Annotated in this window: 10 protein-coding genes, 1 tRNA gene and 1 pseudogene; 6 read left to right on the top strand and 6 right to left on the bottom strand. The window is 58.0% G+C overall.

The features are described 5' to 3' along the window. Window positions 1-61: 61 nt before the first annotated feature. Both rpmI and pyrF read right to left on the bottom strand, forming a co-directional pair. Window positions 62-268 (bottom strand): 50S ribosomal protein L35, encoded by a 207-nt coding sequence (rpmI, locus tag Mal15_RS28240; RefSeq protein ID WP_095742399.1) that lies wholly within the window; start codon window positions 266-268, stop codon window positions 62-64. A 171-nt stretch (window positions 269-439) separates the two neighbouring features. Next, complete coding sequence (pyrF, locus tag Mal15_RS28235) at window positions 440-1,339, bottom strand: orotidine-5'-phosphate decarboxylase (RefSeq protein WP_147870818.1); 900 nt, start codon at window positions 1,337-1,339, stop codon at window positions 440-442. A 381-nt stretch (window positions 1,340-1,720) separates the two neighbouring features. On the opposite strand from pyrF, the gene Mal15_RS28230 reads away from it, so the two are divergent. The 3 genes from Mal15_RS28230 to Mal15_RS28220 all read left to right on the top strand — a co-directional run bounded on the left by Mal15_RS28230 (window position 1,721) and on the right by Mal15_RS28220 (window position 4,327). Beyond that, window positions 1,721-1,795: transfer RNA gene (locus Mal15_RS28230), tRNA-Pro, on the top strand. A gap of 198 nt (window positions 1,796-1,993) precedes the next feature. After that, a complete protein-coding gene (locus Mal15_RS28225; protein WP_147870817.1) occupies window positions 1,994-3,271 on the top strand; it encodes a metallophosphoesterase family protein in 1,278 nt (425 codons plus the stop codon). Window positions 3,272-3,481: 210 nt separating this feature from the next. Beyond that, entirely contained in the window at window positions 3,482-4,327 is an 846-nt protein-coding gene (locus Mal15_RS28220) for an alpha/beta fold hydrolase (RefSeq protein WP_147870816.1), read from the top strand. A gap of 198 nt (window positions 4,328-4,525) precedes the next feature. Here the strand turns inward: Mal15_RS28220 and Mal15_RS28215 are convergent, their stop codons facing one another. Continuing rightward, entirely contained in the window at window positions 4,526-5,551 is a 1,026-nt protein-coding gene (locus Mal15_RS28215; RefSeq protein ID WP_147870815.1) for a zinc-binding alcohol dehydrogenase family protein, read from the bottom strand. A gap of 86 nt (window positions 5,552-5,637) precedes the next feature. Beyond that, window positions 5,638-6,648 (bottom strand): NADPH-dependent aldehyde reductase Ahr, encoded by a 1,011-nt coding sequence (ahr, locus tag Mal15_RS28210; RefSeq protein ID WP_147870814.1) that lies wholly within the window; start codon window positions 6,646-6,648, stop codon window positions 5,638-5,640. Window positions 6,649-6,848: 200 nt separating this feature from the next. On the opposite strand from ahr, the pseudogene Mal15_RS28200 reads away from it, so the two are divergent. Then, window positions 6,849-8,404 (top strand): annotated as a pseudogene (locus tag Mal15_RS28200) (IS701 family transposase). Window positions 8,405-8,440: 36 nt separating this feature from the next. On the opposite strand, the gene Mal15_RS28195 reads toward Mal15_RS28200, so the two are convergent. Next, window positions 8,441-10,492: a serine/threonine-protein kinase gene (locus Mal15_RS28195; RefSeq protein WP_147870811.1), complete on the bottom strand. Its 2,052-nt coding sequence runs from the start codon at window positions 10,490-10,492 to the stop codon at window positions 8,441-8,443. Between the two features lie 5 nt (window positions 10,493-10,497). After that, the gene (locus tag Mal15_RS28190) at window positions 10,498-11,124 is read right to left on the bottom strand and encodes a sigma-70 family RNA polymerase sigma factor (RefSeq protein ID WP_147870810.1); all 627 of its coding nucleotides are present in this window, start codon (window positions 11,122-11,124) and stop codon (window positions 10,498-10,500) included. A 268-nt stretch (window positions 11,125-11,392) separates the two neighbouring features. On the opposite strand from Mal15_RS28190, the gene Mal15_RS28185 reads away from it, so the two are divergent. Both Mal15_RS28185 and Mal15_RS28180 read left to right on the top strand, forming a co-directional pair. Continuing rightward, window positions 11,393-12,265 carry an alpha/beta hydrolase gene (locus tag Mal15_RS28185; RefSeq protein ID WP_167547098.1) on the top strand — a complete coding sequence of 291 codons (873 nt, stop codon included), beginning with the start codon at window positions 11,393-11,395 and terminating at the stop codon, window positions 12,263-12,265. Window positions 12,266-12,309: 44 nt separating this feature from the next. Further along, window positions 12,310-13,491, top strand: a complete 1,182-nt coding sequence (locus tag Mal15_RS28180) for a dihydrolipoyl dehydrogenase family protein (protein ID WP_199773753.1) — start codon at window positions 12,310-12,312, stop codon at window positions 13,489-13,491. The last annotated feature ends 67 nt before the right edge of the window (window positions 13,492-13,558 follow it).

Here is a 13,558-nt window from a genome sequence, read left to right as displayed (position 1 = left end):
CCCCGACGTCAAAGAAGTTTGCGTCGATGTTTCGCCTATCCAAATGGGTGAAATTCGATCGTTAGTTGCTGTAACCGTTCAGCGAGGCCTGGATGGATTTTTCCATGCAGGTGTCCACCGCGGTCGTGCCGCGCAGGTTTCGCCGACGCTTTTTGGTCAAACCGTTTGCCAGGTGGCTGGTGCCACTTTGGCGGTGCATCGCCTTGCCCGTGGCGGACAAGCGAAAGCGTTTCTTGATACCCTTATGGGTCTTCATCTTGTTGCCCATGATTCCATCATCTGCTGGGGGTCATTGATTTTTCCCGTCGGAGTCGGTCGACGGAGAACCGCGAAAGGTAGCAACTGGCGTCCGGGTCCGGAAGAGGGTTCGAGCGGCCAAAACGGCAAAATCGCCTGGATTCGACGACTTCACGGGGCCTAATCAATTCACTGGGCCCAACTAACTCACCAGGTCCAATTGCGCGTTCATCTGCTCGGTCGCCGCCCGGACCGCGTCGTGCCAGCGTGCGTCCCCGAACTTATCGGCATATTCCGGGCGGGCATGAGCGAAAATGATGTGACGGGAACTGTTGACCACCGCCCCCATCCCGCCCTCGTGAAACCCGACCTTGACGTCGTCGGCCGCACCGCCCTGGGCACCGAATCCGGGGATCAGGATCCAGCTGTGAGGCATCGCGGCCCGCAATTCGGCCAATTCCTGCGGATACGTCGCACCGACGACCGCCCCCAAAGGCCCGTAACCCTCGGCGTTTTGCCGCGTCGAATTCAACTCGGTCAGCAATTCTGCGACGGCTCCGAACACCGTTTGCCCATCGGTTTCGCGGTTCTGCAGTAGCCCACCACCGGGGTTGGACGTTTTCACCAAGACGAACACCCCTGCCGCTCGAGAATCGCAAACGTCCACGAACGGCTCGATGCTGTCGCGTCCCAGATAGGGGCTGACCGTCAGCGAATCGCTGCCCCAAGGGCTCTCGGCGCCCAGGTAAGCGTCGGCGTAGGCGGTCGCGGTGCTGCCGATGTCGTTGCGTTTGCCGTCCAGGATGACCAACAGGTTTTTCGATCGGGCGTAGGCGATGACTTCGCCCAGCGAGATCATTCCGGCAGGGCCGAGTTGCTCGAAAAACGCCGCTTGCGGCTTCACGCAGGGCACAAGATCGCCGACGACGTCGATGATTTCGCAGCAAAACTGGGTGTATGCCGCCGCCCATTCCTCCGGCCGGTCCTGGCTGACCGAGTCACGGATCGGTGCCGGCAGCGAGGCTTTGCGGGGGTCCAGTCCGACGCAGGTGACGCTACGAGTCCGCCGAACCGCGTCGGCCAATCGAGTCGCAAAAGACATGGTGTGGGGGTGCTCCGTGGAGAATGCAGGGATCAGCCAAGAGTGTGCCGCAAAGTCGCCGAGAGCGAAACCGTCCCCTTTCTCCAAAGCGGGGACGTCCAGGTCAGAAGCTTCAAGCGTCGAAGATGTCTCCTAGAGGGCATCAAACGAAGTTTTCACAGTTACCCTGGCTCCCTTCTCCCCCGGCTTTGCGGGGGAAAAGGGCTGGGGATGAGGGGGCGAGCGGCCTGAAGAGTGACTCAATGCGGATCTGCAGATCAAGTGAGCTCGCGCCTCACCCCTGACTCCCGCTCTCCGATCCCCACTTCAAAAACTGAACCCAAAGCCGATCGTTCCGGTCTAGAAAAGAAAATCACTGTTCGTTACCCTATCGCACCCGAGCGGGATGTGGCTCAGCCTGGTTAGAGCGCTGCACTGGGGGTGCAGAGGTCGCAAGTTCGAATCTTGTCATCCCGACTCACGATTAACCCCGTCAAGCGATGTGCTTGGCGGGGTTTTTCGTTTCCGGACCGGGAGGGTTCGATGAGGGGCAGGAAAATGCGTGACAAGAAGATGTTGCGTTCCGGTGGGAGTGGCGTTGGTCGCTGAAATGAAATCGTTCGACTAAAGTGACCTCATTCGGTTGCATCCGGTCCGTTCATCGTCGAGATCAAGATGGTAAGTCGTCGCCAATTCCTGGGCACCGTTCCGATCAGCTCCGTTGCCGTCTCCGCGATCGGGCTTCAACAGTCCGCTCAGTCGCAAGGGACCTCATCGGATCCGACCGACGCGCGGGGACTGCTCGCCAGCCCACCGGTGGTGCAAAACCCGCGTGAAGACGGCTTCGGCGTCAGCGTCGCGGTCCGGGGACTGGCCACCGCCTGGGTTGAATACGGGCTGGCCGCCGATGACCTGCGGTTCACTTCCGTCGCCAGTGACCACGGATTGATTCGTGCCGATGACCGCGCGTTGCATGTTCGCATCGAACACCATGAACCGCTGCCGACCGATCGCCCGATTTACTATCGTGTGCTGGTGCAACCGCTGCACTATGTGAACGCCTATTCGCTGCAACGCGGTGAGCCGGACGCGACTCGCACGTATGCCCTCCGGTTGCCCAGCGGCGCGAAGAAACGGATTCGTCTGGTCAGCATCAACGACACGCATGAAAACCTGGAGACGATCCGAGTCCTGCACGGCGAAATTGAAAAGCTCCGGCCGGACGCATTGATCTGGAATGGCGACAGTTGCAACGACTTTGACGCCTCCGATTCCCCCGAGCAAATCTTGCTCAATCCGGCTCAGGATGCAAACCTGGCCTGGGCCGGCACGCGTCCGCTTCTGTTCAGCAACGGGAATCATGATGTTCGAGGCCAGCGGGCGCGCGAAGTCATCAAGAGTTTTGCGGGTTGCCCCGAGTCGACAGAGCTGCCTTACAACCAGGCGTTGCGGCTCGGTCCGCTGGCGTTGATCACACTGGATACGGGAGAGGATAAACCGGACAGCCATCCGGTGTTTGCCGGAACCGCCGCCTACGAACCCTATCGTGCACGCCAAGCCACATGGCTGAAACGCGTGCTGGATCGCCCCGAGATCAAGCAGGCGCCGCTCAAGGTGGTCGCGTGCCATATCCCCTTACGCGGACTCGACGGCCAGAACGACGGGACGACTCTGGAAGGCTACGCCAGCTATTGCGGTTTCGGCGCCAAACTGTGGCTGCCCGTCTTAAAACAGGCAGGCGTTCACGCGATCCTGTCGGGACACATGCACCGCGACCGCCTGGACGCGGCGAGCGAGGAAATGCCGGTCCTGCAATTCGTCGGCGGAGGACCGCGACCGGGCCAAGCGACACTGACCATCGTCGACGCTGTTCAAGAAGACGCCGAACAGCGACTGGAAATCCGGATCGTCAACCTACAAGGCGATGTGCTTCACCGGCACCAGTGGTCCTGATCACCTGCATCCCGTCGGGACGATCTCTTTCCATTCTCCTTTCGCTTTTGGAGCCAAGCCAATACTAGAATTGGCGGTCCCGGTGCACGTCGACTTGACAAGGCTGTCCATCGGTTACGCTTAACATTGTGAACGAGATTCGAAGTCAGAATGCGCTTCGCCTTCGCTGGCGGACTGCATTCCGATTCACTTTGAAAAAAGGACGTACCGATGAGCTTGGTTGCGAGCGCAGACGGCGCAAACATCTTTTACAAAGACTGGGGGAACCCCAGCGATCAGCCTATTGTCTTTCATCATGGCTGGCCGCTCAGCTCCGATGATTGGGATTCCCAGATGCTGTTCTTCCTGTCCAAAGGCTATCGCGTGATCGCTCATGATCGACGAGGCCATGGGCGATCCAGTCAGGTTAGCGATGGTCATGACATGGATCATTATGCTGCCGACGTTTCCGCCGTGGTGAAGCATCTTGATTTACGAGACGCTGTTCATATTGGCCATTCGACAGGCGGCGGTGAAGCGGCTCGTTATGTTGCGCAGCACGGAGCGGGGCGCGTTGCAAAACTGGTACTCATCGGCGCCGTTCCGCCGCTGATGGTGAAAACGCAGCATAACCCGGATGGACTGCCACTCGATGTGTTTGATGGGTTTCGTGAGCAATTGCTGGCCAACCGGACGCAATTCTACTGGGACGTCGCCAGCGGACCTTTCTACGGCTTCAACCGTCCGGAGGTGACTCCCTCGGCACCTGTCGTGCAGAACTGGTGGCGGCAGGGAATGATGGGAGGTGCCAAGGCGCACTACGATGGGATCAAGGCTTTCTCGGAAACGGATTTCACCGACGACCTGAAGGCGATTGACGTGCCAACACTCGTCATGCATGGTGATGATGATCAGATCGTGCCCATCGGAGCCTCCGCGATGCTCTCGGCAAAACTACTGAAGCAAAGCAAGCTCAAGATCTACGAAAAGTTTTCGCACGGAATGTGTACCACCAACAGCGATGTCATCAATGCGGATCTGTTGGCATTCATTCAAGGAGAGTCAGTCGGCACCTGAGTTGTTCGATTAGCAGGTGCTACACTCCCACGCGATGGCAACGCGATGGCAACGCGACTGCTTCGCGGTGCAACAGCTTGCATACCGGCCTGTTGATTTATTCGTTTTCGATGGAAGAACAGGACAAAACGAGCCCGAAGCGCTAGCGAGTGGATCCGACTCGCCCTTGCTAGCGCCGCTGGCTAGTAAATCAACAGGTCAATACGCGAGTGGCCACCCCTCCAGGACAATTTTGCCGATGCTTCGTCCGGTTTCGATCAGGCGATGCGCCTCGCGTAGATTGTCCGCAGAGATGGGGCTGATGACTCGATTGACCGTACTGCGAAGCCCCCCTTGATCGACCCACTCGGCGATCCGATGCAGCAGCCGGTGTTGCTGCTCCATGTCGTTGGTTTGGAACATCGATCGGGTAAACATGAACTCCCAGGCAAGCTTGGCCGACTTGGCCTTCATCACATCCTGGCTCAACGGCCTTTTGTTCTCCACGATGGTCACAATCGTGCCTTGAGGCCGTATCAAGTCGGTGGCCGCGTTCCAATGACCGTCGGTATCGTTAAACAAGGCGATGAAATCGAGATGCCGCAGGCCAATCGCTTCGAGCTGTGGCCGCAAGGGTTCCCGGTGGTTGACAACATGATCGGCCCCCAGTTCGGTCACCCACTGCACGGACTCGGGCCGAGAGGCGGTCGCCACGACATTCAGTTTCGCAATTTTCGCGAGCTGAATCGCGATGGATCCGACACCGCCAGCGCCGCCTACAATCAGTAGGCTCGGCTGCCCGTTTTCGCCATCCGGGTCGAGTCCGAGACGATCAAATAACGCTTCATAGGCCGTGATGGCGGTCAACGGCAATGCTGCGGCCTGCGCGAAATCAAGCGACGAAGGTTTGTGGCCGACGATCCGTTCATCGACGAGTTGCATCTGGGAATTGCACCCCTGGCGAGTGAGATCGCCGGCATAAAAAACCGCGTCTCCAGGGCGAAACAAGCTCACTTCGGAACCCACGTCGAGGACGATGCCGGCGGCATCCCAGCCTAGGATTCGCGGTGTCGGCTCTACCTGATCCTTGGGAGCTCGCACCTTTGTGTCCACTGGGTTGACCGCGATTGCTCTTACCTCGACGAGCAGATCACGCGCTTTGGGAACCGGTTTTTCGAGGTCGACGTCAATCAGAGAGTTGGAATCATCAATCGGCAGATAGCGTGTGAGGGCAATGGCTTTCATGGTTTTCTTCAAATTGGTGGAATGGTTCGTAGAATGATCCAGTCAAGGACAGGCGTTGCAAGTCCAGCCAAACGAGACGTTATGTGTCAAAAGTCCGCGTCGAGCACGATGCGGTAGCGGGCCTTGCCGGCTGCCAGGTGCTCCATCGCCTCGTTCATCCGGCTCATCGGAAAGTGCTCGGTCTGTGGCGCAAGACGATGCCTGGCGGCAAAGTCCAGCATTTGCGCGATGTCGGTTGGTGAACCCGTTGGAGAGCTGGAAACGGACCGTTGCCCCATCAGCAGCGAAAACACGTCCACTTTGATGGGCTCGGGGACGATGCCCACGATGTGGAGTCGGCCGCGGGGCGCGAGTGCAGCGATGATCGCCGGCCAGTCGAGAGGAACTGCAACGGTGACGATCAGCAGGTCGAAATACCCGGCGCGTCGTGCAAACGACTGCGAATCACGACTTGACGCCACGTGGTGGGCGCCCAGCTGGCGGGCCTCGTCAAACTTGCCCTCGCTGGAGGTGAACGCGGTGACTTCGCACCCGTAGGCGGAAGCAAACTTGACCCCTAGGTGACCCAGGCCCCCGATTCCCACGATGCCGACGCGGTGGATAGGTTGGGCGTAGAGTGCCAGCGGGTTGAAGACCGTAATACCACCACAGAACAAAGGGCCTGCGTCTTCCGCGGCTATGCCCTCTGGCAAAGGAATCGTCCAGGCCCAGTGAGCTCTCACTCGGTTCGAAAACCCGCCGCGGTGCCCAACGATCGTTCCCTGGGCATGGGCGCACAGATGTTGATCTCCCGACATGCATTGGCGGCAATGCATGCAGCTGCTTGCCGTCCAACCGATTCCGACACGTTGGCCGACCTTGAGTCCTTTTGCGGCGGGCCCCAGCTCCACAATCCGACCGACCACTTCGTGGCCGAGGACTGCGGGGTACTGAGTCATGCCCCACTCATTGTTCAGCATGGACAGATCGGAGTGGCAAATGCCACAATGCTCGACCTCGACTTCGACCTCCTCCGCCCCCAATGGTCCAAACTCGATTGTCTGGCGAGTCAAAGGTTGATTGGCAGCGGTGGCAACCCACGCTTCAGTTGTCGTCATGGCGGTTCTCTCCGTTCAAGTAGCGAAGTATTCAAGATCGATCCCTGTGTCGATCTCGTCACTGAATCACTGAGCGGAAGAAGTGGACACTGTACTTCTGACAAAGAACGAATGCCCCGAGAGTCGGCCTGTACGAACTCCAGCAACTAGCTGGACAGCGCCACTTCGTGGCTTCAAATTATCGGTAAGTCGTGACTGGAATGCGACTTATCTCGCTTGACGTGGAAGCCAAAAAGAAACGACCCTCCGTGTGCTTAAGTTTCACGACGAAACCACGGAAGGTCGCTTCAATGTCGCTCCAGGATATCGCATCGCTCGGGAAATTGCTCGCCCAATTTCTGGCTCTCTTCGCCGACTGTTTCCATGGCGTCAAAGGCCGTCGACTTTTGTCGACGTATGTCTGTGGGTTGCTATCAGACTTGCAACGCAAGAACGTCGAAGCGATCGCCCTAAAACAGGGAGTTCGGCCCAGAACGCTCCAACGGTTTCTCGAATCGATCAAGTGGGACCACGACGAGGTGCTTCGTCGATGCCGCAAGATCGTTGTCCAAGAGCAAGCCGATCCCGACGCCATCGGTGTGATCGACGAGACCGGAACAGCCAAGAGCGGCAACCAAACGGTCGGAGTCAAACGCCAGTACAACGGCAATCGGGGCAAAGTCGAAAACGCCGTCGTCAGCGTTGCGTTAACCTTCGCAACCAGAACCTTCCAAAGATTGATCGCCGCTCGCATGTACTTACCCAAAGAGTGGGCCAGCGATGCGTCGCGCCGAATAAAACTCATGTTCCAGACGACATTACGTTTCTAACCAAGCCGCAAATCGCATTGGTACTGGTCGATGAGGCAATGGCGGACGGAATTGCGGTCAAAGCCTGGGCCTTTGACGAATTCTACGGACGAGACGGCAAGTTCCTTGACGGCCTCGATGAACGCAAGCAAGCATTTGTAGGTGAAGTGCCTCCGAACTTCATGATGTGGACTCGGAAGCCGCAAGTCCTGCGAAAACCGCCCCGAAACCGTAACGGACGTCCCAAGAAGTATCCACGTTTGGCTGCCCGTGACGCAAAGCCGTACGAGGTCCAAAACCTCGCCAAGCATTCGCCCGGCTTGGCTTCACAAACACCGCAGCGATACCGTGTCCGTGATTCGCACAAAGGACCGGAAGTATGGGAAGTCAGGTGGCACGTTTGTTATCGAAAGACGCACGATGGTCGGCTTGTCAGTTCGCAGTGCACGCTGATTGTCGCGAGAAACGTCCGTACGGGAGAAACAAAGTACTTCATCAGCAATCGGATTCCCGGTCGCGGTGGCTGGACGGTTCGCGAACTGCTGCGAGTCGCCTTCGGTCGCTGGAAGGTCGAAGCTTGCTTCCGTGAAGCGAAAGAAGAGCTGGGCTGGGACCACTTCGAGTGTCGTGGATGGGGCTGTGTGCATCGTCACTTCATCGTGACGATTCTTGCCCAGTTGTTCTGCGCTCGTGTTCGGCATCGGCTCTGTCGCTCAGAAGTCGTCACCGACGCAGAGCGATTGACGGTAGAGCAGGTTCGCCGCGCAGCCGATGTGTTTATCCGTTGTATGGGTCTCTCTCGTCCAATCCGATACCGGGAATATGAAACGGAGCTTGAACGAATCAAGTATCATCAGGTTCGAAACGCAGACGCCAGTCGCTCTCATCGGAAAAAGCGAATCGCGGAGTATCTCGCAATGGGGATCGATCCAGACGCGATCAAATCCGTGGAGGACAAATCGACGTGAAACTGCCACCTCAAGCCACGAAGTGGCGCTGTCCAGCTAGAATTTGGCAAGATAGGTGCGAGCGATCTCGGAATCGGGATTCAGTAAGAGCGCCTTTTCCAGCGACTCACGCGCTTCGTCGTATCTGCCCAGCGAGAGCAGTGTCGCCCCCAGTTTGGTGTGCGCCGCGGGGACATGGGGAGAGATCGCCACCGTTGCTTGCAGAAAGCGAATCGCTTCGTCGGGTGACTCGCTTCTCAGCGCATCGGCCAACACCATGTTGGCAAGAAAATCGTCGGGTCTTTCGCGTTGGATCTTCCGTCGGAACGAAAGCGAGTCGATGCCAGCCGCGTCCATCCGATCCGCAAGCAGACACAGTAGCTCAACTGAAACTTCGCCGTCGAAGTCTGTTTGAGAAAGCGACAAAAGTGCCTGGGGTTTGGCCCAATTTTCCGAGTTTCTTGCTTGGCCGCGCCACCCTCGAGGATCCGGATCGGCATTCCTGGTGATCTCCAACAACCACTCTCGGCGATCCAAATCTAGCGTACTTGCGGCCCAGTCGTCCATTGCGGCCAAAAGAGCGTTGTGCGTGTCCATTTGACGAATGCGGGTGGCAACCTCTTGGGGCGTGTCGGAAATCGCGGCCAGCCCAGCATTCTGGAAGAGCGCCTCGTAGCTCCGCTCCGCGTCGCGGTTGGTCTGAGCAGATCGCCCAAGCATCTTGCACGCAGAGACTCGCCGGATCGTCACCAACCCCAAATCTTCGACCAATTTTAAATGGCTCAACGCACTGTCAATTCGCTCTCGCAGATCTGCAAATCCTCCGTCCCCTAGTTTCCCCAGCAGCGCATCGGCTTCGGAAAACTTCTCGGCGCGCATCAATTCCAGGCCGGATTCAAGTCGCGCGGTGAGCCGGGCTTTCTCGGCTCGACGACCTGCCGCGAATGCGACCTCGCGGGAGCCTTCGACGGCGAGCAAACCGAGAAACGCGGTGAACATCAAGAACACTGCGGCGAGAGATGGATTTCGTCGTCCCCATCGCACAAAGCGCTTTGTCCGGCTCAATGGTCTGGCGTGAATCGGTTCGTGACGAAGGAACCTTTCCACGTCGGCAGCGAGGTCGTCCGAGGTGGCATAGCGTCGCTGTGGATCTTTCTCAAGACATTTCAAGCAAATGGTATCCAGATCGCGAGGCGTCTTGGGATTCAGCCTGGACGGAGGCACAACCTGGTCATTGAGCAACTGTCTTTCGATCTCGGCAAAACTTGATGCTCGAAAGGGGGGGCGACCGGTGAGCATCTCATAGAGCAGTGCCCCCAATGCGTAGATGTCCGCCGAAACCGTGAGCGTCGTACCGAGAACCTGCTCGGGCGCCATGTAACTGGGAGTTCCCATTCGTGCGCCCGTTCGAGTGAGCGCGGTTGCGTCATCCACCCTTCGTGCAAGACCGAAATCGGTGATTCTCAATTCGCCGTCGGCCGTCAGTAGAATGTTGGCGGGTTTGAGGTCCCGGTGAATGATCCCTAAATCGTGAGCCGCCTGCACTGCAGACGCGAGCGTCGCGATCACCTTGGCCGCGTCACGGACCGAATGGGGGGCACTGGCAAATCGCTGCCCTAGCGTCCCCCCGTCCACAAATTCCATGGTGAAGAACGGACGGCCATCCACCTGCCCCACGTCGTAGATCTGGACGATATTGGGGTGCCGAAGTGCAGCGAGTGCCTTCGCTTCGCGAGTGAATCGCGCCAGTTCTAGCTGGCTTGCGTAGGAGCCGACCAGTAGCATTTTCAGGGCGACGGAACGATGCAGGCTGAGCTGAGTCGCCTTGTACACCACGCCCACGCCACCTCGGCCGAGCACATCCTCGATGTCGTAGCCTGGCACGGTTGGCAGCGCTGCCCCTGATGGAAAAGTTGCTGACGCGGGCCATGCCGCTCGTTCCCGGGACGGAAAAAGCGAATCGACCTGCAAGGCAACGGCCCGGATCTGTTCCAGTCGAACTACCACCGCCGGCAACAGGCTCGGTTCGAAGCGGCAAGCCTCTTCTGTCGAGATTTCGGACTCCATGATCTGCTCAACGAGTTCTTCTACTCGCGCGTTGTGAGGCATGGCCACTAGACTCCATTTGGCGTTGATGCCATGGGATCAAGATCGCTGAGTTTCGCCGAGAGTAGCATCAGACTTCGATTCAGACGCCGCTGAATCGTCTTGGTAGAGACTCCGACAAGTTCAGCCACCTCGACGTGGCTCATCCCCTGCACACGTACCAAGCTAAATGTCTCACGTTCCGCCTCGGGCAGTTCTTCGATCGCCTGCAAAATACGTCGCGCGTTACCGCTCAATTGTGAGCCGCTCGGCTCAGGCGAAGCGACGAGTCCTTCTTGCAATTCGAGCGCTGCCGATGGTCCGTCCAGTTGCCGCGCAAGGTCATTGAGCTCCCAACGAATGTGCTTATTTGCGAGCGCAAAGAACTGGCGAACCGTCTTGGGTCTGACTTCTCGAATCGCCCGTAGCAGTCGGTCGACAACCGCGCTAAGCAGTTCCTCTGTTTGCAAATTGAGTGGCGGGGACAACAGGCGAGGATAGCTTCTGAACAATAGCGACCCACAGAGCAACTGGAGTCGTGCGACCGAGCGAGCGATGAGCTCGCCGACGACGGGGGCCACCGCAGCATCGCCCTCCATCTGGGCAAGTTCTTCCAGGTAATGCTGAACAGCCAAAGTCGTGTGATCATTGTCCATTCTCGGAGCCCATTAAAGTCGACTTCCACCATACGTGCACAAGTATACGTACCTGCTGGGGATTGAGGGAAGCTTCCGGACCGACCGGTGTCCCGTGCGTCACTTGAAGCAGTCTCGGGTGAGCGACATTTGCCGAACAGGGCACCACCACCTAACGCGGCCTGACTGCTGCGTCAACGAATGTCATTGCGGTCCGGTGTCCACCTCCTACGCTCAATGAGACTGCCGAAAGAAACAGGTTCCTTCTCTCAAGCGACTGCTCCCCGAAGTGTCTCCCACAGCCTACACAATCGTTCTAATACACGGACTCTGGCTCTCATCGCAGAGTCTGGAACGCTTTGCAGAGTACTACCGATCGCGGGGATACAACGTTCTGGTCCCCGAATGGCCTCGGTTTGGTGAGACGGTAGGTCAAACATGCCAGCGGGGAAGGTCAATTGCCGAGCTGGGCACGGCCGAAATCTTCGAGCACTACGAGCGGTTGCTTGAGAAGCTCGACACTCCGGTGCTCCTGATCGGACACTCCTTTGGCGGCCTCCTGGTGCAATTGCTGTTAGACCGTGGTTGGGGCAGCGCAGGAGTAGCCATCGCGGCGCCTGCGGCACCTGGAGTGTGGCGGTATACGTTCGTACAACTCCGCATGATCGCCCCTGTGTTACTCAATCCGTTCAACGACGGGCGTTCGGTATCCCTGTCATCGAATCGGTTCCGAAGTGTGGTCGCAAATGCGGTGGACGACGACGAGGCAGCAGAGCTCTTCGATCGTTATGTGGTTCCGGCGCCTGCCCGCGTGCTTTTTGAGCTAGCATTCTCGAACCTGACCCCGCGCTCACCACTTTACGTGAATTATTGCAATCACAAACGAGCACCATTGTTGCTGGTTTCCGGTAGCGACGATCATCTAGTCCCAAACACGATCACTCGACGCGTCTTACACCGTCATGCTTGTTCAAACTCGGTGACCGATTTCAAAGAATTCTCCGGCCGCTCTCATTTGTTGATTGCCGAGCGTGGCTGGGAAGAAGTGGCATCCTACACGCTTGCATGGGCGTTCTCTCAAACCAAGCGACGCAACGACTATCGCTTGAGCGATTCCAATCAACACTCCCCTGCAACGCCTCCGTCCCACGATTCCGAATAGCCATCGGTATTCACGATGCGTCACCTTTCATTCAGGAGATCCCCATGACCGACTCAGCCATTCCCGCGACTGACATCCACAATCTCGGATCAAGCATGAGGAAAGAGCATTATCACAATGTCGTCATTGGCAGTGGCGAAGCGGGCAAGTTCCTGGCTTGGACTCTTGCCCGTCAAAATCAGTCGACGATTGTCGTCGAGCGCAGCGCACTCGGTGGTGCCTGCCCCAACGTGGCGTGCTTGCCCAGCAAGAACGTGATCCACAGCGCGAAAGTGGCCTCGCTACTGCGCCGCGGAGAAGAGTTTGGTATTTCGACGGACAGCATTTCGGTCGATATGCGAGGCGTGGTGCGTCGCAAGCAAGGTATGATCGACGGGCTTGCCGACCTGCACATTGAGCGGTTTAACACCAGTGGCGCCGAAGTTGTCGTTGGGGAAGGGCGATTTGTCGAAGACCGGACGATCGCCGTCGAGTTGCGATCGGGTGGAACGAGGCTGCTGCGCGGCGAACGGGTCTTCATTGCAACTGGTACGCGCGCCCAAGTTCGAATCGCGTTTCGCATCGGAGATGAACCGAAAACCGAAATGATTACCGCAACCGACCTTCTTGTCGCCGCAGGAAGGACGCCGAACACCGACCGCCTGGACGCGTCGAAAGGCGGAATCGAACTCGACGCAGCAGGCTTCATTCGTGTGAACGACCGCCTTGAGACGACGGCAAGAGAGGTGTGGGCATTAGGCGAGGTGGCGGGAAGCCCGAAATTCACTCACGTGAGCTACGACGACTTCCGCGTCGTTCGCGACAACTTGGCAGGCGGCAATCGCACGACCACCAATCGCTTGATCCCTTCGGTAATGTTCACTGACCCCGAACTCGCTCGCGTGGGACTGAACGAAACGGAGGCAAAACGCCAAGGTATTGCGTTCCGGGTAGCAAAGATTCCTATGGCAGCTGTGCTGCGCAGTCGTACACTCTCGGAGACTCGAGGGTTTGTAAAAGCGCTCGTGGGAGATGACGATCGCCTTCTCGGGTTCACGGCATTTGGTGTGGAAGCGAGCGAGATGCTGGCGGCCGTCCAAACGGCGATGTTGGCACCAGTGCCGTACACCCTGTTGACGGATGCGATCTTCGCGCATCCCACCACCGCGGAAGGTTTGGGGGTATTGTTGTCCGAACGGCCAAAATACGAGCCCATCGTTGTAAGGGACGATCAAGTGACGGTCTAACCTGTCGCGTATGCCGATCCCAAATCAGACAACGTCATTCACTTCGCGGCTAGGCGATGCGCTGTGA

The sequence above is a fragment of the Stieleria maiorica genome (assembly GCF_008035925.1).
Taxonomy (GTDB): Bacteria; Planctomycetota; Planctomycetia; order Pirellulales; family Pirellulaceae; genus Stieleria; species Stieleria maiorica.
The sequence above is the reverse complement of the archived record's forward strand: the minus strand, read 5'-3'. Positions and strand labels throughout refer to the sequence as shown.